This window comes from Bacteroides sp. CAG:189, from assembly GCF_000432295.1.
In the GTDB taxonomy this organism is placed as follows: domain Bacteria; phylum Bacteroidota; class Bacteroidia; order Bacteroidales; family Bacteroidaceae; genus Bacteroides; species Bacteroides salyersiae.
The window spans coordinates 1-25,934 of sequence record NZ_HF990961.1 but is presented as its reverse complement, the minus strand read 5'-3'; the positions used below and the strand labels follow the sequence as shown (position 1 = coordinate 25,934).

11 protein-coding genes and 1 pseudogene are annotated in these 25,934 nt (G+C 41.0%); 10 read left to right on the top strand and 2 right to left on the bottom strand.

Going from position 1 to position 25,934, the window contains the following annotated elements; genetic code table 11:
• Positions 1–60: 60 nt before the first annotated feature.
• The 7 genes from QVP90_RS00075 to QVP90_RS00045 all read left to right on the top strand — a co-directional run bounded on the left by QVP90_RS00075 (position 61) and on the right by QVP90_RS00045 (position 22,661).
• Positions 61–3,756: a GLUG motif-containing protein gene (locus tag QVP90_RS00075; protein WP_021935345.1), complete on the top strand. Its 3,696-nt coding sequence runs from the start codon at positions 61–63 to the stop codon at positions 3,754–3,756.
• Between the two features lie 82 nt (positions 3,757–3,838).
• A complete protein-coding gene (locus tag QVP90_RS00070) occupies positions 3,839–7,891 on the top strand; it encodes a glycoside hydrolase family 3 C-terminal domain-containing protein (RefSeq protein WP_007482586.1) in 4,053 nt (1,350 codons plus the stop codon).
• A gap of 71 nt (positions 7,892–7,962) precedes the next feature.
• Positions 7,963–10,923 carry an MGH1-like glycoside hydrolase domain-containing protein gene (locus QVP90_RS00065; RefSeq protein ID WP_005934190.1) on the top strand — a complete coding sequence of 987 codons (2,961 nt, stop codon included), beginning with the start codon at positions 7,963–7,965 and terminating at the stop codon, positions 10,921–10,923.
• Positions 10,924–11,033: 110 nt separating this feature from the next.
• Positions 11,034–17,666 (top strand): discoidin domain-containing protein, encoded by a 6,633-nt coding sequence (locus QVP90_RS00060; RefSeq protein WP_021935344.1) that lies wholly within the window; start codon positions 11,034–11,036, stop codon positions 17,664–17,666.
• A gap of 81 nt (positions 17,667–17,747) precedes the next feature.
• Positions 17,748–19,574, top strand: coding sequence for a GDSL-type esterase/lipase family protein (locus tag QVP90_RS00055; RefSeq protein WP_224203463.1), 1,827 nt, complete (start codon positions 17,748–17,750; stop codon positions 19,572–19,574).
• A gap of 171 nt (positions 19,575–19,745) precedes the next feature.
• On the top strand, positions 19,746–21,239 hold the full coding sequence (locus QVP90_RS00050; RefSeq protein ID WP_021935342.1) for a 4Fe-4S binding protein: 1,494 nt from the start codon (positions 19,746–19,748) through the stop codon (positions 21,237–21,239).
• A gap of 27 nt (positions 21,240–21,266) precedes the next feature.
• The gene (locus QVP90_RS00045) at positions 21,267–22,661 is read left to right on the top strand and encodes an aldo/keto reductase (protein WP_005934181.1); all 1,395 of its coding nucleotides are present in this window, start codon (positions 21,267–21,269) and stop codon (positions 22,659–22,661) included.
• 49 nt (positions 22,662–22,710) lie between these two features.
• Here the strand turns inward: QVP90_RS00045 and QVP90_RS00040 are convergent, their stop codons facing one another.
• Complete coding sequence (locus tag QVP90_RS00040) at positions 22,711–23,163, bottom strand: copper resistance protein NlpE (RefSeq protein ID WP_005934178.1); 453 nt, start codon at positions 23,161–23,163, stop codon at positions 22,711–22,713.
• 104 nt (positions 23,164–23,267) lie between these two features.
• Here QVP90_RS00040 and yaaA point away from each other — a divergent pair, with 104 nt between their 5' ends.
• The 3 genes and pseudogenes from yaaA to QVP90_RS00025 form a co-directional block, all read left to right on the top strand.
• Positions 23,268–24,041, top strand: a complete 774-nt coding sequence (gene yaaA, locus QVP90_RS00035; RefSeq protein WP_021935341.1) for a peroxide stress protein YaaA — start codon at positions 23,268–23,270, stop codon at positions 24,039–24,041.
• A gap of 9 nt (positions 24,042–24,050) precedes the next feature.
• Positions 24,051–24,602 carry a sugar O-acetyltransferase gene (locus QVP90_RS00030; protein WP_005934174.1) on the top strand — a complete coding sequence of 184 codons (552 nt, stop codon included), beginning with the start codon at positions 24,051–24,053 and terminating at the stop codon, positions 24,600–24,602.
• Between the two features lie 80 nt (positions 24,603–24,682).
• Positions 24,683–24,826 (top strand): annotated as a pseudogene (locus QVP90_RS00025) (AAA family ATPase); the annotation flags it as partial.
• 57 nt (positions 24,827–24,883) lie between these two features.
• On the opposite strand, the gene QVP90_RS00020 reads toward QVP90_RS00025, so the two are convergent.
• The gene (locus QVP90_RS00020) at positions 24,884–25,378 is read right to left on the bottom strand and encodes a hypothetical protein (protein ID WP_005934170.1); all 495 of its coding nucleotides are present in this window, start codon (positions 25,376–25,378) and stop codon (positions 24,884–24,886) included.
• Between the last annotated feature and the right edge of the window lie 556 nt (positions 25,379–25,934).

The following is a 25,934-nucleotide window of genomic DNA, read 5'->3' as shown; positions in this document are numbered from 1 at the left end:
CAAGGTTACTCAATTATGAATTATAGGTTATAAAGTATATAATCCCCAAATAAAAATCTTGTGTATGATTTCTGTATTTTCGGTTCTCGTAAAGGAGCTACCGATAATCGGGAAACTACCTACACATTAACAGGGGAGAATACCCGAATCGGTTATCTGAACACTGCCGGAAACGGAACGGAAACCGTTACTATTAAAGGCGTACGTCCTACTGCAAACGGAGAAATCAGGCTGACTGTCAGTCCTGGTGAAAATAACAATCATAAAAATAAATTTTATTATATCAATGCTTTGCAGATAGTAGCTAAAGAACCGGGAAGTGAAGTATTGGTTGATGAAATTTCGGATGTTCGTGATTTATTGAAAATGGATCCGGATATTAATTATGTGTTGACTGCTGATATTGATCTTACCGGAGTGGTGTTGGACGAATGTGTATTAGATAGCTATTACGGTACATTAGATGGACAAGGACATATTATTTACGGATTGACTATCGATAAGAGTGATTCCGGAGAACTTGGCCTGTTCAGGCACCTTAGGGGCGCTACTATCAAGAATTTAGGTATCGAAAGAGCTTCTATTTTAGGTAATAGTAATATTGGTGCTTTGGCTGGACAGAGCCATGGTGCAGTTATCGAGAATTGTTATGTTGCTAATAGCAGTATATCAGGTCGTGATCATGTCGGTGCTTTGATCGGACAGATGGAAGGTAATGAAGGAGTGGGTAGCCAGATTAATAATTGTTATGCAGCTGCCAATGTTTATTCTCGCGAGTTCCAGGCCGGTGGTCTTGTCGGTACATCTGCTGCAGGGGCCGGAAGTATTCGGAATTCTTATTTTTCCGGACGGGTAGAAGTTGTAAATCAGCGTATTGGAGGAATTTTGGGGTTACAGGATAGTGATGACGTACTTACAATTGAAAATTGTGTCAATTTGGCCGCTCAGTTGCAATGTGATCAGATTTATCGTATAGCCAGTACACGTGACGGTAAATCTGTATTGAATAATAATTATGCTTTGAATACGTTGCCTGCACCAAATGGTAATGATGCCCAGAAAGGAATTGATGTTACTGCTGAGAGGGTTAAACAAGAAGTATTTTATTCGGAAGATTTGAAGTGGAATTTTGATGATGGTTCTTGGAAATGGATAGACGGACTTTATCCGGTTTTGGTATGGCAGAAGGAGGCTGAAACGACTACTTCTCTGATTTATTTGAGTCAGTCTATACCAGTTTTGTCTTTAAGAAAGGGAAGTAGCATCGATCTGAGCCAATATTATGCTTCCGGACATGGAGGTATTTTATCATATTCATGTGCAAATAGTAAAGTGAAGCTGGATGGAAGTATTATATCTGTAACAGAAGACGTTGAGATAACCGATCTGGAAACTGTTACCGTATCTGTTTCTGTGTCTGGTTTTAAAGCTGAGGAGATTAGTATTTCCATTATACCGGACATCATACCGGTTGCTACGGCAGAAGATTTTATTTCAAGAATAACTGCTGCAACAGATGGCAGTTTCAAATTGACAGCCGATCTGGACTTTGCAAATGTTTCATTTAATGGTATTGAAAACTTCTCAGGAAAACTGGATGGTGACGGACATATTATAAAGAATCTGAATATTCAACGTGCCGGAGAAGGGAAATTAGGCTTATTCCTGTCGACTATCGGTGCTGAGATAAAAAATTTGGGTATTGAAAATTCTGTGATCGGTACTAAAGAAAACAAGCACATCGGTAGTTTTATCGGCGAAATGAATGGTGGTAATATTGATGGATGTTATGTCGGTAATAGCCGTATTGTTGGCAAAGATCATGTTGGAGCGTTAGTTGGTCAGTTGAATTCCGGAGCTTTAATGAGCAATTGTTATTCAACAGCATATGTACAAACTACAGGCTGGCAGGCTGGTGGTTTGGTTGGATCTATAAACAACGCTACTATTGATAAAAGTTATTTTTCCGGTGTCGTTGTGGGCAACTGGAATAGGACAGGCGGTATTGTAGGTTTGAAAAATGGTGGAGATGAAACCGGTAATTCTGTGAAGAACAGTGTGAATCTGGCTTCTTATATATTAGGTGCCGATTCTCCCAAACGGGTTGTAGGAGATGGAGGAATAAAAGTGGAGAATAGTTATTCTTTGCTTTCTACCCGCATTGGTAAGAATGTGGTAGAAGCTGTTACGATTATCAGTGAAGATGTAATCGGGCAGGATGGAGCTGACATTTCCTTGCAACAGGTTCGAACTGCTTCTTTCTATGCCGAGACATTAAAATGGGATATGGAAAGCACGTGGATTATTCCATTGGATGGTGAGTCTTATCCTGTTTTGAAATGGCAGTTAGAGAGAGAGAGTAAAATTCAGACAGGGCTTTATGTCGGGATAGAAGTTCAGCCGGCTCAGATTACAGAAAGATTATATCTCTCAATGGATAGTTATGTCTTACCACAGTTTATTTCAACGAATGGTCTCACACTGTCATTATTGTCGGATAATACGAAAGTTGTTACTATTGAAGAACAAACGTTGACTCCTGTTGCTATCGGCTCATCTGTTGTAGCAATGGAAACAGTGAAAGGGATTGACGATCGGTTTGAAATTACTCCGGTAACCTATATTTGTAAAGTGATTCCTGCGGAGGGAGTTGTTGAAATAACGACAGCGGACGATTTGTTGACTATCGATAATTTCCCTACCCGTGATTATGTATTGACAAATGACATTGATTTGGCAAATACTACTTTTAATGGTTTATGTTCTGAAGAGAATCCGTTTACAGGTACATTTGACGGTAACGGCTATATAATAAAAGGGTGGAATTTTAATGATTCGAATGTCGGAACGATGGGATTATTCAAAAGAATGGACGGTGCTGTGATTAAGAATCTCGGTATGACCGGTGTTGCTATTGTCGGTGGTGATAATACAGGTGCATTGGTGGGTATTGCAGATGGAGGAAAGATAGAACGCTGCTATGTCAGCAACAGTAACATTGAAGGAGGAGACCGTGTTTCGGCAATTGCTGCCCGTGTTTCGGCTGGTGTGATAATCGAAAACTGTTACGCAGCTCAATGTACAATTAAAGCAAGGACTCATCAGGCCGGTGGTATCTCTGCTGCTTCCTTTGATGGTGGTGCGACTATTAGCAACTGTTATTTTGATGGAACTATTACGAGCCAGTTCGGTCATGTAGGTGCTATACTCGGATTAATAGACCGTGACGGTGAGATTACAATTCAGAATTGCTTGAATTTGGCAACCTCTATTGCAGGCGGGCATCGTTTCCGCATTGGAAATTGGGGAAATAGAGCATCGATGGCTCATTTTATTAACAATTATTCTATTGGTACTACAGTTTCAGTCGGTGGTGGTTGGGAAAGTACGGATGACCGTAATGGGACGGATCTTTTCGATGATGCCGATGCTAAATCTTTAGAATTCTATAAAGAAACGCTTGGATGGGATTTTGACAAAATTTGGAAAATAGCAGAAAATGAGGGTTATCCTGTGTTTAGGACTAAAGATGACCCGGTAGGTATGGTTACCGAAAAAACTTTAGAAAATATTGCTGTTTATTCTATAAGTGGTGGTATCGAAATGATTGCTTCACAAGCGGTTCAAATAAATATTTATGCTATTGACGGCCGTCTGGTACGTTCTGTTATGCTGAATGAAGGACGTAATTCGATAACAGGAATCGCTCCCGGTCTGTACCTTGTAAATAGAACCAAGGTAATTGTGACGGACTAACTAACTTACATGTTTGATACTTTTATTAGATCCGGGTGGATGTGGCCATCCGTCCGGATCTTTTATTTAATATTGTAATATTATGAATACATTATTACAGAGAATTCCTCTTTTATCGGTGTTGTTTTGGGGGATTGCAACCCAGGCGGCACAACTTCCTATTATCTTGGAGGCCGAAGATGCAAAATTATTTGGTGAGCTAAAAGTTGAACAAGTTTCCGGTTTTTCCGGAAATAAGTATGTTCATGATTTTCATATAAATTCCGATTCCTATTATTTGTATGAGAATATAGAAGTGGACCAAGCCGGGACGTATGAGTTAAAAGCATTTACTACAGGTACAGCTCGTCCTTTTTATATTAAAGTAAATGATTATGAACGAATCGTTTTACGTACAAGCGACTCTCCAGATTGGAATGCACCTCCTACATCGGTTTCTTCTGCATATATCTATTTGGATGCCGGTACTAATGTCATAAAAATGGGTACCGAATTTGAAAATGGCCCCAATATTGATAAATTTGAAATTCATGCTACCTCTGTGAAAATAGAGAAGCCTCGTAAAGTTACAGTTGCTTTTCCGTATGATTTTACGGATGAGGCTGAGATTATGGCAGAGCATTCAAATGCTACTTTGGCTTTTCTGACAGATAATAATGAAAATACTTTTTATGAAGTATCGGGAATTACTGAAACAACAATAACGGTAGATTGTAAAGAAGATAAGGTACTTACGGGTATGCTGCTCTATGCTGGTAGAGGGGTGGACGTAACTAAATGGAAAGTAGAATATTCAAAGGACGGTCAGACATGGAGACAGTTTAGGCCTGCCTCTACTCGGATGATAGGGATGGGAGATATGGCACTGTTTACATACAACCGTGTTGTAACAAGCAGCACCTATAGTGCGCGTTATTATCGACTTACAGCTACCGGAACTGATAACATACGGATTGCTGAATGGCAATTGTTTGGTTACGCTTTTGATACAGCGGGTAAGAAACCTTATTTCCCTGCAGATGTGACAGAAGGGCTGAATTTGGAAAAGCAGATTTCCGGTTATCCGGAAGGGGGGACAAATGAAGGGATTATGCAATTGTTTGATAAACAATTGACAACAAAATATTGTGCATTGGGTACGAGTTTTTACGTGCAGTGTGTGTTGGATAAAGCTTATCGTTTTAATTCTTATACGGTGACGTCTGCCAATGATGCTTCTGAGCGTGATCCTAAATTATGGAGTTTAAGTGGTTATAATCCAGAAGAAGGATGGATTGAATTAGATGAACGGAGAGATTTTAATTTTCCTGGGCGATACACCACTATGAAATTTCAGATAGATTCGGAAAAGGAGTTCACTGCTTTTCTGTTGGAAGTTTCGAGCGTACATGCCGGTGACCGGGTGCAATTGGCTAATTTACAGGTTTTCGGTGAACCGACGGGTGGTCCTGCTGTAGCTCCGGAAGTACCGTCAACACCTTCTACAGATCCGCGGGAGCGTGCTTCCGAATTAGTCCGTTTGATGACAAAAGGTGAAAAATTATCGTATGTAGGTGGTGTTGACTGGATGTATACGAAAGCTATTCCCCGTCTGGGCATTCCTCAAATGAAGATGTCTGATGGCCCTCAAGGAGTAGGTACTTGGGGAAATTCGACGGCTTATCCTTGTGGTATTTGTTTGGCATCTACTTGGAATGAGGATTTGGCGCATTCATATGGAGAGGCTTTGGCGCTTGATTGCCGTTCACGAGGGGTGAATATATTGTTGGGACCGGCAGTTAATATTCATCGTGCTCCTATGTGTGGACGTAATTTTGAATATATGGGTGAAGATCCGTACCTGACCTCCCGTACGGCAGTAGGATATATCAATGGGCTACAGGCAAATGGGGTAATGGCTGTTATCAAACATTTTACGGCTAACTTTCAAGAATATGACCGGAACTATATAAGTTCGGATATTGATGAGCGGACATTAAATGAAATATATTTTCCTGCTTTTAAAGCTGCGGTGCAGGAAGCCAAAGTAGGAAGTGTGATGAGTAGTTATAATCTTTTGAACGGTACGTGGACTACGCATCACCCTTGGTTGCTTCGTACCGTATTGCGTGATCAATGGGGATTTGACGGTATTCTGATGTCCGATTGGGGATCTACTCATTATTGCTTACCTGCTGCTCAGGGCGGATTGGATCTGGAAATGGCAGGTGGTGAGAAAATGAATCCTGACAGTTTGCGCTATTTCATCAACCGGGGTGATTTGGATATGAATGTGATTGATGAAAAAGTACAACATATACTTCAAACGATGATAAAATTCGGATTTATGGATAATGAACAACTGGATTCCAGTATTCCCGAAGATAATCCGGCTTCTGTAAAGACAGCTTTGGATGTGGCCCGTGAAGGTATGGTCCTTTTAAAAAACGAAGAGAACCTTTTGCCCTTAAAAGCAGATAAAATAAAAAAGGTAGCCGTTGTCGGTCAGAATGCTTTGCGTTATCTCACCGGAGGTGGTAGCGGGCGAGTTACACCTATCCATTACGTGAGTTTTTATGAAGGTATTAAAGCAGTCGGTGCACAGAAAGGTGTTGAGGTGAAATATATAGATGAATATGATCATTTGGATGATGATGTATATGTGGCATCCGGTTCTGATGAACACGGTTTTAACGGAGAGTACTTCAATAATACTGATTTGTCAGGTGCTCCGATTGCTACGAAAGTGGATGCCAATATAAACTTTAATTTCCAGAACGGTACGGGAGTCGAGGGAATTGGTACTTCTAATTATAGTGTACGTTGGACAGCAGAATTGCGACCAATGGAAGACGGAGAATATGTTTTCCATCTTGGTGGTGATGATGGTTTTCGGTTATATATTGATGATAAAAAGGTTATTGATGATTGGAATCCCGGTCAAGAAAGATATAAGACTTACGAGATGAGGTTGTCTGCAGGCAAAACCTATGCAGTCAAAATAGAATATTATCAGGGGACGGGTGCCGCTATTATTGATTTTTATTGGACGAAAGTGGGCGCAGATGATTACTTTCAAGCAAGTTTGAATGATGTAGACGTGGTAATTGCATGTTTTGGACATGACTCTGGCAGTGAAGCAGAAGGCGGGGATCGTACTTTTGCTTTACCTTCTAAACAAAAAGAGTTGATCACGAAAGTCATATCGAAGACTACCACTCCTATTGTCGGTGTGGTTACTGCCGGTGGTAATGTGGAAATGCAATCTTGGATACGGCATTTGGATGGGTTGTTATGGGCATGGTATCCTGGGCAGGAAGGTGGAACGGCTTTGGGAGAGATTTTATTCGGTGACATAAATCCGTCAGGAAAATTACCTGTGACATTTGAAAAGCGCTGGGCTGATAATCCGACTTATAATAGCTATTATGATTCGGATAATGACAAACATGTAGAGTTTACCGAGGGTATATTTATGGGGTATCGCGGGTATGATAAATCCGGAAAAACGGTACAATATCCTTTTGGGTATGGGCTCTCCTATACGACATTTAATCTGTCACAGATGACTGTAGAGCCTGCAATAGGTGCCGATGCTATTTTGAAAGTAATATGTGAACTAAAAAATACAGGGGATGTTGCCGGCGCACAAGTGGTGCAATTATATGTAGGTAAAAAAGGGGAGAGTAAGGTAGAACGTCCTTTGAAGGAGTTAAAGGCTTTCAAAAAGGTATACTTGAAACCGGGTGAATCGCAGAAAGTAGAATTCTCTTTATCGGAGGATGCTTTTTCTTACTATGATGTGGATCAAGCTTCTTTCGTTGTAGACGAAGGTAGTTATGATATAAGCGTAGGCTTTTCTGCAGATGAATTGCTATTGAAAGAAGAAGTAGTGATAAAGAAGCCTACAGGTCTCCAATCGGATATTTTCGTTGATAAGACTTACTTACTTCCTACTGTAGTGGAAGCAGGTGAGTCTGTGAACATCAGTTTTGGCATTGTTGCCAAGGCCGATGTGTACAATACTTCGGGAGTATTAAAGGCCAATCTTTACAATACGGATCGTATTCCTACTACAGGTTTAACACAAGGAATGTATGTTGTCCACATGTGTGTTAATGATAAAAAGATAAATGGAAAATTTATTGTAAAGTGATATTGGCATCGGATGAGTAAATTAAAAATAGTGTGTTATATCTTAAATTATGAACCCCAAAAAAACATGTTATGAGAAAACTATTAACTTTATTTTTATGCCTGTTTACTCTGATAGCTAAAGCTGAAGAGTTTTCTAAAATTTATGTGGTAGGTGCTGCTTTTGACTGTGGCTGGACTGCTGAAAAAGCTTATTTGATGGATGATGAGGGTAACGGTATTTTTACATGGACCGGAAAAATGAAACGCAATGATTTTAAATTTTTGCTGAAAACCAATCCGAATGATATATGGATTGACTGTTTGAATGCCGAAGTGGCGAATGAAGCTGTTGTGATCGGAAAAGAACATAAAATCCGGCATGTCGAAAATTCTCGTGTAACTAATGATGATTATAAATTTATCATGAATGACGAAGGATCGTTCAAGATTACGATCGATACCAGAAAAATGACTATGATTGTGACACCGGACGATTTGATTTCTGTTTCAGCTCTGGATGGTCGTGGAAAAAGAATCGTGAATATTTATTCGTGCAGTGGGAAAGCAAGTGATTCGGAGAATGCTTATAAATTGTTGTTAAATAAGGATGAAATAAACAATAATAAGAGTAATAAATGGGCGTATAAAGGTGATGATCCTTGGGTAATATTCTCTTTACCTGCTATTTATTCTATCAATAAATTTGGCTTTCGCGATGGAAGAATTTTAGAGACGGGAAGTGATGTCTATAATCTTCCGGAATATAAAGTATATGTTAGTACTACCGGAACAGCAGAGGCTGATTGGACAGAGATTATTCATGAGACTAATGTTGGTGATCTGGATACAAAAGTGAAACGGATTACTCCGGTAGAAGCGCGTTATATTAAGTTTGTACCGGTAAAAGATACCAGGGATTCTTATGTACGTATTTATGGTGTAGACATTTACGGATCATATGTCCGGCCACTGAATGAAGAAATAGTCAGTACAGGGAAAACGATAGTCGATTATCATAATAGTTGGAGTAATCGGGAAACACCGGCTAATATTATCGATGGAAATACAGATGCTGTCGATGGAGAAGATGCTAATAACCCTTGGGCTTTCGGAAAAAAAGAAGGTACGGATGGCTGGGTTGTGATCGACCTGGAGCAGGAATATGAAATCAATAAGTTCGCGTTGATCGATAGTGAAGAATGGTTGACAGGATATAAAGTATATGCATGCAGCTTTGCCGGTACGGATGAAGATTGGAAATTGGTTTTCGATGGAACGTTTGAAGCGATGCAGGTGCGTAAAGAAGGTGTACCGGCAGAACCTTTTGCCAGCCGTTTCCTGAAATTGGAAATTCCTTCGGAGTATCAAAAAGGATTGGCGCGTATCCGTGAATTCGAGGTTTATGGAAAACCGGCTGTTCAACCGGAAATCATATCTAATAATGCGGATCTGAAAGCTGCCTATGAATTAGCTTTATGGACAGTGAATATCAATACGACTCAAAATGGTATTCTGAATGCGGGAGCCCGTTATGATGGAAACTGGACACGCGATCTGTCTATTAATGTATGGAACGGTTTTCCGTTGTTACAGCCGGAAATCTCGAAGAATTCATTATTGCATTTATTGGAAGATAACGAACAAGAGTACATCGGTGCAGAATATTGGGATAAGATAATTTGGGTAAAAGGTGCTTATATGTACTATCAGATGACTGGCGATAAAGAGTTTTTGAACCAGATATTGAAGAGTGGGGTAAACACCATTCATCAGTTGGAGGAAATGAAGCGTGATAATAACCCTGTATATGATTCTCAATACGGGCTGTTTACAGGTCCTTCTGTATTTAATGATGGTATTGCCGGATATGAAGAGCCTGTATGGTCCGGTGATTCTAAGGGGGGAGCAGTTGTCAGTCATCCGGCACATAATAAAATAAAATGTTTAAGTACGAATTGTATTTATTATGAGGCGTATCGTTTATTGGCACATATCGCAACTATTTTGGGAGAAGAAGAGACTGCTACTGAAATGGAGAAGAAGGCTGAAAACTTAAAAACTAATATACGTACCCATCTCTTTGACAGAGAAACCGGTAAATTTAATTACCTGATCGATCAGAATGGAGATCTGCATTCATTCCAAGAAGGTTTGGGTAATTCGTTTGCAATATTGTTTGACATTGTATCACCGGCGGAGGCAGAGAAAATAATATCCCAAATGCAGGTTACTAAATTTGGCCTGCCTTCTATTTATCCGCATTTCAAACGATTCAGCGATGAGAAGCCGGGACGCCATAATATGATGATTTGGCCATTTGTAAATGCTTTCTATGCGGATGCTTGTACCAGAACCGGTGATTATGAAAGATTTACATTCGAACTGTTTAATTTAGTAGATCTTGGTTTAAATAAAGGTGGGAATGATTTTTGGGAAATTTATGATCCGAAAGACGGACATCCTGATGGAGGATGGCAGACCGGTAGCCATTGGGGGGGACTTCAACATCAGACTTGGTCGGCAACCGGATTATTGCGTATGGTTTGGTATGGTCTTGTAGGTATGCGTTTTGAGGACGAAAAATTACGTTTCGAACCATTTTTACCTGAAGAAGTCAATTCATTGGAACTTACCAGGTTGAACTATGGGAACATGATACTTAACGTTAAATTGGAAGGCGAAGGGAACCGGATCAAAGAGTTTAAACTCAATGGCATTGCAATGGATACTCCTGAAATACCTCAAAACTTGACAGGAGAACAAACGGTTAGCATTGTTCTGGAAAAATCAAGTGGAGTCGGTGTTGCACAATTAAATCAGGATAATTCTTTTTTCACATTAACCCCTGATGAGGGAAGAATTAGAGTACAATTGAAAAATGATTATCGGGCTGACATAGTTACACTGTTTGATATGTCGGGAAAATCAATTGTAGTCAAAAAAAAACAGAGTGGAAACTTTCATATAGGGAGTAATCTTCATAAGGGAATTTATACCGTATCATTAGAATGTAATAAAGAAGTTTATTCGCAAAAAGTGATTATTCCTTGAAATTAATTTTAATGACTGTATGAAAATATTTTAATGACTTATACAGGTCTGGCAGATATTTCGATAATTTGTCGGACCTGTAAATTCATAATTTTTAATTATCAAAAAACGTGAGGAAAATTACTGTATTTCTATTGCTATGTTGTATCGGTTGGTTGCTTTCAGCAAGGGCGGCCGATTCAGTAAAAAACACAAATAATGGTGTGTTGAAACAATCTGTTTATATTGATTTTGGTAAAAACAATGGTTTGGATGGAAATGTGACGGAAGGGCCGGATCAAAACGGGCATTATTGGAACAATGCCATAGAAACGGAATATGGAGAAACATTGGAACTGGTGAGCGGAACCAATGAGAGTACCGGATTTATTATGGAGATTACTAAAAAGTTTTTGGCCAATGGTATTCGTAATGGAGGACTTCTTGTACCGGACCAGACAGAATTAGGTGATTTGGCAATATCTACAGCCACACAAGATTATTTTTATATTGAGGGTGCGGGTGCTAATGGTAGTTTCCGCATTAAAAACTTGAACAAGAATCGTGCTTATAGATTTTATGTGTTTGGCAGTCGTGCGCAGACTGGAGATGAAGAACGTATAGGATATCTTTCATTTACCGGTTCAACAGGAAGTCATGGCACTTATCGTATGACGGGCAAAGCAATCGGAACTAATGGGGAAAACCAGAACACGGATGATATTTATGTCACCGACTATATTTTTCCGGATTTTAAAGGGGAAGTTGACTTTCAATTAGCAATAAAATCCGGTGGCTTTGCTCATATTAATGCAATGAAGATAGAGGAATATGGAGAGGTTGATCCGTTGGCTGTGAAACAAGATTTTTATATTGACTTCGGACGCAGTGACGGAACGAACGGACATCATACAATCGGAGCCGATGTAAACAATCATTATTGGAATAACGCTTTTGAGAAAGATAATTTTACTGTTAGTAAGGGTGCGATGCTGAAGTTGGTAAATTCTGCCAATGTACCGACCGGGGTCGAGATGAAATTAGGATCAGGCTTCCGTTCCAACGGACGGTTGAATGGTGGCTTGCTTAATCCGGATGTGGCGCTTTTAGGGGATCTGGCCATTGAGACAGCTACAGAAGATTATATTTTTATTGAAAATGGAGGAACGGATATTCCGGGTATTATCGATTTCAATAATTTGAATCCGAAGTCCGGTTATCGTTTCCATGTATTTGGTTGCAGGGATACGGAAACAGATCGTATGGGACTTTTTACATTCTCTGGAGAGAATAGCAGTACCGGAACTTATAAAATGGGGGGAAAAAATAGTGGAGGGAACGGTATAAACCATACAACCGATCGTATTTATGTATCGGATGTTGTTTATCCGGATGCTAACGGCAGTATTCGTTTCAATATCGATCTTTATGCTGATAAGTTTGCACATATCAATGCTATGAAGATAGAGGAATGTACGAATGACCCTGTAATAAAAGCTACTTCAATCACTCTGACCGGACAAGATATTACGGAGTCTGGTCAGACTTCCCAGATACAGGCTCGTGTTTTGCCCGAAGGGGCCATCTTTCCGGCCATTCGATGGAGTGTAGATGACGAATCGATAGCTCGCGTTGATAATCAGGGAATTGTGTATCCGAAGACTAATGGGAAGGTGAAAGTCACCGCATCTATTGTATATGATGAAAAAACTCTGTCTGATGAAATTGAAATAAATATTAGTGGTCAGTTAGGTAGTGCTCATTTTACGGGTACGGCTGTAGAAGAAGATGCCGAGATGCAAATGATTACTGATTTACAGGGGACCATCACCAATCTCTTTGAAATATATACCTCTTTAAAGGGGACAGGTTCATTCAGTTTTTATCGTGACTTGGGTAATGATAAAAAAGTAGTGTATGGTAAAGGGAAAGCTGAAGGCTCGTTGATGGAAAATGGGGAGCCTATTCAAACGGATATTGCAGGCCCTGTACGCATTAGTATTGATCTGACCGACAATACCTATGAGATTTTGCCGATTACTTCCTTGAACATTGTGGGGACTTCCACTTCTACCGGTGCTGATGTAACGAAAGGATTGCCTTTAGAGTATCAGGGTAAAGGCATATGGGCTGCACGGTTGACATTGAATGGTGGTGATCCGAAGTTTAATTTTATAATAAATAAGGACGCAACAGAATGTTTGAAACGTATAAAGGGTACTAATCGGGTGGTTAAGCAATCACAAGGTGAATCGTATGGTATGTCATTAGAAGACATCCGTACCAACATGAATGGTGGTGAATTTTATGTAGAAGTCAATCTGAGAAAATATACTTATGCGGTAAGTTGCGGTGAAACAGAAGCGTTGAAGATTTCCTATATGGGCTCTTCGGTTGCTAACGGATCGGGAACACCGGATATGCATGGATATGCTTATATGTATACTCAATTGCTGACCAAACGTCATGAAGAAGGACGCGGTTTGGACTGGAAGACTTCAAATATTTCTATCGGAGGAAATACAACTGCTAATTTATTGGATCGATGGGAACGTGATTTATTGAGTAATTGCAGTAGTTATGTGATTTACGGGCTTTCATTAGGTAATGAAGGTGTACATGACCGTGGCGAAGCGGCCTATAACAGTTATCGTGACGGCATGTTGCAAGCCATCAAACAAGCAGAGGATGCCGGAATCGTACCGGTTATGGCCAATAATTATACACGTGCCGATTACAATGAAAGCGATTATAACTATGTAAAGAAGCTGAATTTGCTGATACATGAATGGGATTTACCGAGTATCAATACGTTGGGAGCTATTGACGACGGTAAAGGCCGTTGGGCCAGTGGATATGAAAATGATGCATATCATCCCAATTCAGCCGGACATCAAGAATTCTGTTATGCTATAGTTCCTTCTTTATTTGATGCCTTGGAAGCAGGAAAACCATTGCCTAAACGTGTACAGGGGACATCCTGTGAGTTGGGAAGAACGACAACTTCCCGCCAGATCGAGTGGATACCGGAAGAAACGGTTCATCCATTTACCGTTTCATTTGATATCAATACAACAGGAACCGGTACGATTGCCTGGTTTGAGAATGAGAGTGGGAATGGCTTCTTCAAAATCAAAACAGACGGGACATTGGTTTACGAGTCTCCACTGAACGGGAAAATTCAGTCTGAGACAACTATCAACACAGGGGGGTGGAAACGTGTTACTCTGACTCATTATTATGCATGGGGAAATACGATATTGTATATCGATGATATAAAAGTAGGGGAGCTTCCGGAAAAATTATCTCCTAAAAAATTTGTTTTAGGTAGCAACTTAGCTCCGGATCAGATATTGTATCGTGAATTGTTTTTTTGGCGTTCCGGGATGAATACTGAAGAAATTGCATATGTGAATCAAGGTAAGATGATGAAATCCAGCCTTGAAATTTATGCACCGTTAGGAGGTGATCGGTTTTTGGAAAATCTGGCACAGTCTACGAATGAGTTGGAGTTTGTTAATGCCGGTTTTACTATGGATCAGAAACTATATATAGATTTTGGAAAAGATGATGGTACCAATGGAAATATTACAGGAAAAGATACGAATGGAAATTTTTGGAATAATGCAGTGAAGACTGCGGCAGGTACGGAATACTCACTCGTCAATTCATATAATCAGCCGGTTGATTATAAAATGCATTTAACTACCGGTTTTTTGTCGAACGGCATTAAAAACGGTGGACTTTTGGAACCGGATACCGAACTTTTGGGAGATTTTGCTATTAATACGGCGACTCAGGATTATTTTTTTATTGAAGAAAATAACGGAGCGGAAAAGGGAGGTATCGACTTTAAAAATCTGAAACCCGAAAAAGCATATAAATTTTATGTCTTCGGTAGTCGTTATGATACTAATGACAGAACTGGCTTGTTGACGTTTACCGGTACAAATTCTTATCAGGGTACTCATCAGATGGGAGGAGCTAACATTGCTGAGGGAGATATAACCGGGAATACAAAGAACCAGAATAATAATACGATTTTTGTATCTGAGGCTATTTATCCGGATGTTGACGGGACTATTCATTTTGAATTGGCGCGTTATGCCGGTAAGTTTGCTCATATCAATGCAATGAAAATTGAAGAGTACAGTGTAGCTTACGCATCCGGTACCTCACCGATTATTAGTACGACTCCTGCCGATGGTATGGGAGTACGTATAGCCAGAATTCATTCGGCTAGCGGTGGGTTTAATAATGAAGGGCCTGAAAATTTACTTCTTGATAAAAATGTAACTGGTAATGGGAATAAGAAATGGTGCTACAACAGCACTGATAATTTTGTGATTATAGAACTTTCCGATTACTATGACGTAGATAAATTTGTGATTGAGGATTGTAAAACCCGTGAACCGAATAATCCGAATTTGTCTGAGTATCATATTTATGTAAGTACTGCAGGGACATCCGATGCCGATTGGAAAGAGGTGGTACATGAGATAAACCAGAGTGATGTGATGTATAAAGTCAAAGAGATTACTCCGGTGAAAGCACGTTATATCAAACTGGTACCTAAAATTAGCAGTAATACGGTACGTATTTATGGTTTTAAGATTTATGGACGTAAATCTTTCGATTCGGTTTATGAAAATGCTTTGATCAGTGTTGGAAAGCCCGTTATTATGCAGCAGGACGCTCCTAATGTACAGAATGCACCGGTAGCTTTGTTCGATGGAGAAATGAAGGCGGCCAATAGTAAATGGTCAACTTCTACCGCTGGTGATAAATCTGTGGTGGTTGATCTGAAAGATAATTATGCCGTTTCCGGTTTTAAACTGTACGATGCCGGATCCGTAGATGGTAAAAATGAAAATATCAATGGGTATATATTGTCCGTAAGTCAGAATCTGTCGGATTGGGAAGTTGTAGAGGATGCAAATAATAAAGCCGATGAGAATATTAAAGAGGTGGAAGTGTCTCCGGCCAAAGTAGCTCGTTATATAAAATTGGAAGTCCCGGCCGACCGTTTGGGAACTTCCGGTTCGTTGAATCTGTACGAATTCAATATTTTCGGTAAGTTGGATGTCACTGCCAGTGATGCTTCCTTGTTGACTTTACAGGTTGAGGGAAATAGCTTGATGCCGGTTTTTGAAGCAGAACGTACTGTCTATTCGGTAAATGTAGCAAAAGAGATAGAGAAAGTGAACATAAAGGCGGAAGCCAGAAATCCGGAATGTGAAATTGGTGGAGATTTGGGAGAAAAGTCGTTGATTTTAGGCGAAAATGATTTCTTCATTACAGTGAAGTCGGCAGATCGTATGACCGAAAGGATTTATACGGTAAAAGTTTATCGTGCAGATAAATCCGCTATTGCCGGAATTGAGTCATTGAGTATTGAAGGTCTTGAGTTGGAACCTGATTTTAGCCCTTCCACTCATTTATATCGGATGGAAACAAAAGATTCCAAAGTGGTTGTTGCTGCTAAAGCTACCAGTGAATATGCAAGGATTAATGGCATCGGAAAAATAGAACTGACTGATGGACTGAATGAACTGAATGTAGAAGTGATTTCAGAAGATGGGAAGAACAGGGAGAACTATACAATCATGTTGTATAACACGAGTAATTTGCTGAGTGTGTCGTCTCCCGATGGCAAGGGTAAACGTATTGTCAACATCGACAGTTATAGCGGCATGACGGGCACTCACGAGAATCCTTTCAGGCTGTTGAGGGGTTGGAAAGAAAATTTGAGTGGTGACAATACGATGAAGTGGTGTGATACTTCTGCCGCTCCATTCATTATTTTTTCTTTGACCGGTATTTATACGATTAATCACATTGAATTCCGTGATTGTAAGATGGTAGAATCCGGTTGGGCGAATGTTCCCGGTTACTCAGTTTATGTCAGTACCACAGATACGTTGGATGGAAGCTGGACGGAAATAATTCGTGAAACGGGAGTCGCATCGATTAATGAGAAAGTGAAATCGTTTGATCCGGTAGATGCACGTTTTGTGAAGTTTGTTCCTTCTAAAGGTGATAATGCTGTTCGTATTTACGGATTCGACATCTATGGGCAGTTTAAGGAAGCGATTGACCGGAATGGCGTAATCAGTGTAGGGAAGACGATTTTGAATTGTTCTGCCGGAACCAATGATATGCTGACTGCAGCAAATGCCTTGGATGGACGGGAAGGTACCGTTTGGGAATTTACCAGAAGAACAGCAACCTTGGAAGTCGATTTAGAGGAGGTATATTCTATCGATGGATTTGCGTTGACGGATTCTCTGGACCGCATCAGTGGATATAAGGTTGCCGTTAGCCGGGATGGCGTAACTTGGGAGACTATAGCTGAAAAAACATTTGAGGATATAAATATAAAGAAGAAAGTCATCTTATTAGAGGAACCGGTGGATACGCGTTATGTACGATTGACCGTTCCCAGTACTGCACAGCGAGGAACTACTTGTATTAAGGAATTTGAGGTATACGAGTCGGGGGCATTGGTCGGTATTGAAAGTATTGACGATACAGCGGACTTGGATGATTTGCTCATTTGGCCGAATCCTGTATCCCGAGGAACTAAAGTGCATTTAAACGGTAACGGTCATGTAAGCGTCTGTTCACTTCAGGGCATTTTAATAGCGGAATATTATTTTTCCGCAGATTGTGTGATACCGACAGATGGCTTAAAGGCAGGGATTTATATTGTACGGCTGGATAATGGAGAAGAAATAAAAACAGGAAAATTAATAGTGAAGTAAGAAAAACGTTCTGTGATTCTGTCTCCGGTCGGAATTATCCGGAGATAGGGTTATGGAATGTCTTATTGGGCCATAGAGATTATGAAAAGAATTTATTGGATTTATTGTGGAATATTCTTTCTGTTGGGAGAGATTTATTCTTTACCGGCATTTGCACAGAAGATAAAGATTGCATGTATTGGTAATAGTATAACCGAAGGAGTTGGAGCGTCATCCGGCTCGGCTACTTATCCATCTGTATTGCAACGTGATTTGGGTACTGAAAAGTACGAAGTCTCGAATTTTGGTGCAAGCGGGCGTACTTTGATGAAAAACGGCAAGGAATTTGACGGTACTGCTTCTTCTTATTGGGATCATGAGCGTTATCTGAATGCTTTGAAATATAATCCGGATATCGTGGTGATTAAGTTGGGTACCAATGATGCTAAAAAGATAAACTGGGATAATATCAAAGAACAGTATACCGGAGATTATGTTGCACTGGTGAATTCGTTTAAGGAGCTTGTCAGTAAACCGAAGATTTATATTTGTTATCCTCTTCCTCTTTTCGGACCCGGCAATTGGATTAATGAGGATAAGGTAATGACGGAAGAGATGATGCCTATGATTGATCAGGTTGCGAAGGAAACCGGTGCGACTGTAATAGACTGTCATACTCCGTTTGAGGGTAAAGGATATTTGACCGGTGATAAGATTCATCCGAATGATAAAGGTTATATTTTTTTGGCCGATATCATAGCCCGTAGTATAGCTCCGGAAGCAGATATTCCTGATCTACCGGACGATTTATTTATTCAAATTTCCGGATATGACAAGGGAGACTCCGGGGTCTTTATGGAATCATCCCTTGCGGGATTGAATATAGCTCCCTTGTGGGACAACGATGCCAAGACGATTTTGGAAACAGATTTTTCCGGTCAAACAGAGTGTTGGTTCTCGGTAGAATTACCTCGTTCTGCCGGTTTGAAAGCGTATGCGATAACCTCCGGAGAAGATGCTTCTAAAGCTCCTGTATCATGGAGACTGGAGGGACGTACTAAAACTTCTGCATCCTGGAGAACTGTCGATCGTCAGACAGATATTATATTTGCTGCGAATGAAACGAAGGTTTTTGATGAGAAAGTCAGTTTTACTCCTTATGATTATTTTCGTTTGAAGGTTTTGAAAGTAAACGGGAGTGACCGTTTAGCAATTGCAGAATTTCAGTTGTTTGGTTGTGACAAACCCTTACGAAGTTCTTTAATGGATCCGGAAAACGCTGGTATGATGAGTGCTCAGTTCAATACTCTTCCTCATGAGGGATATGGCAATTTGAGTGATGGAAATATTAATACAAAATTTTGTACGGCGATTTCCGAGGGTAATAGTATCTGGATACGGTATGACTTGCCGAAGGCAGTCAAAGTAGATGGATACGCTTTGATTTCTGCCAATGATTCTCCTGATCGTGACCCGGCAGAATGGATTTTATATGGTTCTATTGATGGCAAAAAGTGGGATAAACTGGATGTCAGAAACAGCCAGAAGTTTTTAGGACGCTATACTACACTGGAATATCCAATCGTATCTGATAAAGAATATAAAAGTTTTAAGCTTAACGTAACAGGGAAAAACGATTTATTTCAATTGGCTGAATGGCAATTGTTTGAAGCTTCTGATGGGGTGGGGATTCAGAAGAATATACTGTCGGAATTTACGATTTATTCCGATAATGGCGGCTTGTTGATTAAATCTCATGCAGATGTTACAGGATATTACGAATTGTTTTCAATTGCCGGCCAATGCTTATCCAAGGGGAAGATCGGACCTGGAACGACTCAGCGTGAATATCTGCTTTCCGGTACTTATTTGGTGTCATTAGAGATAAGGGGACAAAAAGAAATGCGAAAAGTGATTATTGGCCATTAGTGGATTTGTGTGGGAGAGAGGAAAAGGATACCTGATAACGGTATCCTTTTTTTATTGGAATCGAGTGAAATCGGTAATATTGGTATTAATATCTGTAATTTATATAGTAATCAACTGGATAAACATGTGTATTTTTGTACCGGATTAGTTGCTTTTTAAATGAAATTGCCCATGTTACGAAAAATTAGAGTCTCATTCGCTGTCTTATTTTTTGTGTTGATTACTTTGTTGTTTCTGGATTTCACCGGAACGGTCCACACGTGGTTCGGCTGGATGGCAAAGATACAGTTTTTGCCGGCGTTGTTGGCATTGAATTTGGGGGTCGTTGTGTTGCTTGTCCTCCTGACGTTTATTTTCGGACGCATTTATTGTTCGGTAGTCTGTCCGCTCGGTGTGTTTCAGGATATTATATCATGGATGGCTGGAAAGCGGAAGAAGAACCGTTTTCGTTATTCTAAAGCAGTAAGTTGGCTACGCTATGGGGTACTCGGAATTTTTGTAGTGGCATTAATCGCCGGTGTCGGGTCATTGGTCGCTTTATTGGCACCTTATAGCTCGTACGGACGCATTGCATCCAATCTTTTTCAACCTGTTTATATGTGGGGGAATAATTTGTTGGCATTATTGGCCGAACGTGCCGACAGCTATGCTTTTTATTCCGTGAATGTATGGATGAAGAGTTTGCCGACATTCATGGTTGCCATCGTATCCTTTGTAGTGATTGCAGTTTTAGCTTGGCGTGCCGGACGGACCTATTGCAATACGATTTGTCCGGTGGGGACTGTTTTAGGATTTATAGCAAGATACTCTTGGCTGAAACCGGTGATCGATTCATCGAAATGTGTGAATTGTAATCTCTGTGCCCGCAATTGCAAGGCTTCATGCATCGATGTTAAAGAACACCAAATAGATTATAGTCGCTGTGTGGCATGTATGGATTGTATCGGGAAATGTCACAAAGGCGCGATCAGGTACATACATCCGTCCGGTGAGAGAGTAAAAAAGACGGACGATAGGGTGACAGGTGAACAGATAGATAGGGCGCGGCGTAGCTTCTTTACGGCTACTGCTGTATTGGCTGCTACTGCGGCAATGAAGGCACAGGAGAAGAAAGTAGATGGCGGTTTGGCGGTGATCGAAGATAAAAAGATACCGGACCGGGCGACCTCGCTTACTCCTCCCGGTTCATTGAGTGCCCGTCATTTTGCACAACATTGCACCGCTTGCCAGTTGTGTGTATCGGTATGTCCGAACGAGGTACTTCGCCCTGCTACCGGTTTGATGAAACTGATGCAGCCGGAGATGTCCTACGAGCGTGGGTATTGCCGGCCGGAATGTACCAAATGCGCCGAGGTTTGTCCCGCCGGTGCGATTTCTCCGATTACTCCGGCAGACAAGTCGGCTATCCAGATAGGGCATGCCGTTTGGATAAAGGAGAATTGTGTTCCGTTGACGGATGGGGTAGAGTGTGGAAACTGCGCCCGACATTGCCCGACGGGCGCTATCCAGATGGTGGCTTCCGAACCGGATTCTCCCGATTCGCTTAAAATCCCCGTAGTCAACACGGAACGCTGTATCGGGTGCGGTGCATGCGAGAATCTTTGTCCGGCACGTCCGTTCAGTGCTATTTATGTAGAGGGACATCTGGCGCATAAAATCATTTAAGAAAAGGAAAAAAGGGAGGAAATAAATATGGCTAAGAAGAATAGGAGAGAGATCGATCGTCGTGAATTTCTGAAAGTGCTGGGAGTAGGCACTGCAACTACTACAGCCGCCTTGTATGGTTGTAGCCTGAAGGACGGTTCGGTAACGGTGGCGGGTGGTTCTGGAAATACTCCTGCCGGTGAGATGACTTATCGCATTAATCCTTCTACGGGAGATAAGGTATCCATATTGGGGTATGGCTGTATGCGTTGGCCGACGGTGGTCAAAGGCGGCCAAGATGAGATAGATCAGGATATGGTGAATGAACTGGTCGATTATGCTTTGGCGCATGGAGTGAATTATTTTGATACGTCACCCGCCTATTGCAAGGGACGTTCAGAACATGCCACGGGTATTGCCCTCAGCCGCTATCCGCGCGATAAATATTTCATAGCCACTAAATTGTCGAATTTCTCACCGGATACATGGGGCAGGGAAGCTTCTATAGCCATGTATCATAATTCTCTGAAAGAGTTACAAGTAGATTATCTTGATTATATGTTGCTTCATGGCATCGGTATGGGCGGAATGGAAGCCATGAAAGGACGCTATCTGGACAATGGCATACTCGATTTTCTGGTCAGCGAACGTGCGGCGGGGCGCATCCGTAATCTCGGTTTTTCTTATCATGGAGATATCGAAGTCTTTGACTATCTGCTTTCCCGGCACGATGAAATAAAATGGGACTTTGTGCAAATCCAACTCAATTATGTCGATTGGAAACATGCCAAGGAGGTAAATTCCCGTAATACAGATGCCGAATATCTGTATGGAGAGTTGGTCAAACGCAATATTCCGGCCATTATTATGGAACCTTTATTGGGCGGTCGGCTTTCGAATGTTCCCAATCATATTGTTTCCCGTCTGAAGCAGCGACGTCCGGAGGACAGTGTCGCTTCATGGGCCTTCCGTTTTGCCGGATCACCGGAACATGTGCTTACGGTGTTGAGCGGTATGACTTATATGGAACATTTGCAGGACAATTTACGCACTTACTCACCATTAGTTCCATTGGCCGATGAGGATAAGGAATTTCTGGAAGAGACGGCACAATTGATGCTTAAATATCCCACGGTGCCTTGCAACGATTGCCAGTATTGCATGCCTTGTCCTTACGGTATCGATATTCCTTCTATCCTGATACATTATAATAAATGTGTGAATGAGGGAAATCTGCCCAAAAGCAGTCAGGACGAGAATTATCGTAAGGCCCGTCGTGCTTTTTTGGTAGGTTATGACCGCAGTGTGCCGCGTTTGCGTCAGGCGAACCATTGCATCGGATGCAACCAGTGTGTGCATCATTGCCCGCAAAATATAAAGATTCCCGAAGTATTACATCGTATCGACCGGTTTGCAGAGCAATTGAAGCAAGGTACATTGTAATAAATCCGGGAAAGTTGGCGGGCACACATCAGGTGGCGTAGTCTGGATGTCAGAATACTTTTTCCTGTTTCAATACGTACATGTCGGCAAGTGCCCCGGTAATGGGTTGTTTGTCGGCATCGAGTATCACTATCCGGCCTTCCTCTACTTTATAATACGACTTTTCGCCGTTTTTGGAAGTAGCGGTCAGGATATTGCCTTCTACCTTGAAAGTTCCTGTTTCATTGAACTCTCCGTCTTTCCGTTCAAGGTAGATGTATTTTTGTGTATAGGTACGGTCTTTATTAAAAATTAAGGTGACTTCTATTCCCGGGCAGTCTGCGGCCGGGATGGTTCCTTTGTATTCTCCGAAATAGTCGAGTGAGGTTTCTGCATTGTGCATGTCTGCCACCTGCATGGTATCTGCAACTACGTTGTCACTGTTAGCTGACTTTTTGTTGTTTGTGCATCCTGTTGCAATGATCATGCAAAATGCTGCTGCCAGATAAAGCTTCTTCTTCATGTTATTGTTATTTTTGTATAAGTAAAAAACAAAGATACAATTAAAAAGTTTAACTTTGTTCAAAAGTAATATTCGTAGTAAATCGTAAAATTGTAAATTTTCCCATGCTTATACTTCTATCTTGTGCCAAAACCATGAGTGATGTTTCGAAAGTAAAGGTTCCCTTTATTACACTTCCCCGTTTTCAGAAGGAGGCTTCGGAAGTTGCATTACGGATGTCTCAGTTTTCTGTGGAAGAACTGGAACGGCTGTTGCGGGTCAATTCGAAAATTGCCGTGGAGAATTACAAGCGTTATCAGGCTTTTCATGCGGAAGACACCCGTGAACTTCCGGCGTTGCTGGCCTACACCGGTATTGTGTTCAAACGTCTGAATCCTAAAGATTTCTCGGAAGCTGATTTCCGGTATGCCCAGGATCATCTGCGGCTGACTTCATTCTGTTACGGGCTGCTTCGTCCGCTGGATGCCATCCGCCCGTATCGTTTGGAAGGTGATGTGAAACTGCCTGAGCAGGGAGACCAAACGATGTTTTCTTATTGGCAATCGCGTCTGACGGATGAATTTTTAGAGGAGATCAAAGCCCATGGAGGAATTCTTTGCAATCTGGCCAGTGATGAAATGCGTGGTTTGTTCGATTGGAAACGTATAGAAAAGGAGGTTACGGTTATCACCCCGGAATTCCATGTATGGAAAAATGGTAAACTTGCTACTGTCGTTGTCTATACCAAAATGTCACGTGGCGAAATGACGCGTTTTATTTTGAAGAACCGGATAGAGTCTCCGCAGGATTTGAAATTTTTTCAGTGGGAAGGATTTGAATTTAATGAACGGTTGTCTGATGACAGAAAATTAATATTCACTAATGGAGTAATGGAATAATATCATCTAATGAATGAAGTAGAAAAAATGCGCAGTGGGCAGTTGGCCGACATGTCTGTGCCTGAGATGCAGGTACGTTTTGAAAGAGCGAAGAAATTATTGGCCCGTATGCGTGGGCTGAGTACCTATGACGGCGAATACCGGCCTTTGCTCGAGTCGCTTGTGCCGGGTATTCCTGCCACATCCGTTATTTGTCCTCCTTTCTATTGTGATCATGGTGACGGTATCCGGTTGGGCGAACATGTGTTTGTTAATGCCAATTGTACATTCTTGGATGGCGGGTATATCACTATCGGAGCACATACTTTGATCGGGCCTTGCGTGCAGATCTATACCCCCCATCACCCGGTGGATTATGTGGAGCGGCGTGAACCGAAAGAATATGCTTATCCGGTGACGATCGGGGAAGATTGCTGGATTGGAGGCGGGGCGGTCATCTGTCCCGGAGTGACTATTGGGGATCGTTGCATTATCGGAGCCGGCAGTGTAGTGACCAAGGACATACCGGCTGACAGTGTTGCAGTGGGGAATCCGGCACGGGTGATAAAGAAGTCGAAGTAATGCATTATTTGGTCACAGGGGTATCTTAAGTGAAAATTATCCTGTATATTTGTTGTAGAATAACTAATTGCGAATGAATTATGGCTAAGCTTTATCCGATTGGTATACAGAATTTTGAGAGTTTGAGGAATGATGGATACTTTTATGTCGATAAGACACGTCTGATCTACAAACTTGCGTGGATAAAGCACCCTATTCTTCACCTTGATTTTATAAAAGATAAGAATCTGTCAAGAGGTGCACATGTCTCCTTACATAACGGACATGTGCACCTTTTGACTTTACCGTTGCGTCACCATATTTTCATTCATTCTCTTTTTTCCTTCTTCCTCTATTTTCTTTCTCCATCTCTGAAATGCTTTCATGAGAGCATCTTCGTGTTTGTCGTCGATGTGATATTTATCCATAAATGATAGCAATGATTTTTTATACATGATGCCGTTCCGGAATTTATTTTTCAGCATCATGCTGTGTAGCTCTGTTTTCAGCATTGTTTCTATTTCTTCTTCAATGATAATGATGCTGTCGTGTCCCAGGTAATTGTATGTTTCAGGATCTTTCCCATATCTTGGGTCGGGGATTATGAGGGTCAGGTTTCCGGTTTCTCGCCACGACACATTCCTTGGTCGTTTAGCTGTGAGGTTTTTGATTACGTGATACAGGTTTTCGATACTTTTTAGCCTGATGGCATTGAATTCCGTGACTACGCTGTTTTGGTAGCGTACATACATGTAAGCCGCCAGATAGGGCTTTACATAGATGGTTGTAGTGACCATTCTGATTAGATTTTGATGTAACAATTCTTTTATCTTCGTGGCCGTCTTTGACGGTTGAATTCAGTGCCATTGTGTTGAGAAAAAATCAACACTTTTTGGAGCTCTTTGGCACTTCTGTAAGAAGTTGTATATTAAATGGTTACAAGGTCTATATTTTTCTCGTAGAGAATCGTTGCTTTTCTCTACGAGGAACGGGTCCTTTCTCTACGAGGAATCGATTGAATCTCGTAGAGAAACATGTGCTTTCATTAAATCCAAACTGCAAAAGTAAAATAAAATCTATTTTATATATTCTCCTGTTTTGGCTTGCATTCGTTGTTTTGTTGTAAAATATGGACGCGTTGCGGTATGTTTATTTATATCGCGCATGTGTATGAGCGAATGTTGGTAAAAGAGATGGCTTGTCCTGTTCGATTTATTAACTAAAATTAAACAAGGAGTTTTAAAATAAGGTTGAGCTTGTTTTGTTGGAAAAGTACGTGTTTTATTTATGCTTTCTGAATAAAAAAATATAGGCATTTATAGTATTTTAGAAAATACTATTTTTAATATATGC

Coding starts and splice junctions, on each gene's coding strand:
- QVP90_RS00070 (WP_007482586.1), top strand. CDS start 3,839: ATGAATACATTATTACAGAGAATTCCTCTTTTATCGGTGTTGTTTTGG.
- QVP90_RS00065 (WP_005934190.1), top strand. CDS start 7,963: ATGAGAAAACTATTAACTTTATTTTTATGCCTGTTTACTCTGATAGCT.
- QVP90_RS00055 (WP_224203463.1), top strand. CDS start 17,748: ATGAAAAGAATTTATTGGATTTATTGTGGAATATTCTTTCTGTTGGGA.
- QVP90_RS00050 (WP_021935342.1), top strand. CDS start 19,746: ATGTTACGAAAAATTAGAGTCTCATTCGCTGTCTTATTTTTTGTGTTG.
- QVP90_RS00045 (WP_005934181.1), top strand. CDS start 21,267: ATGGCTAAGAAGAATAGGAGAGAGATCGATCGTCGTGAATTTCTGAAA.
- QVP90_RS00040 (WP_005934178.1), bottom strand. CDS start 23,163: ATGAAGAAGAAGCTTTATCTGGCAGCAGCATTTTGCATGATCATTGCA.
- yaaA (WP_021935341.1), top strand. CDS start 23,268: ATGCTTATACTTCTATCTTGTGCCAAAACCATGAGTGATGTTTCGAAA.
- QVP90_RS00030 (WP_005934174.1), top strand. CDS start 24,051: ATGAATGAAGTAGAAAAAATGCGCAGTGGGCAGTTGGCCGACATGTCT.
- QVP90_RS00020 (WP_005934170.1), bottom strand. CDS start 25,378: ATGGTCACTACAACCATCTATGTAAAGCCCTATCTGGCGGCTTACATG.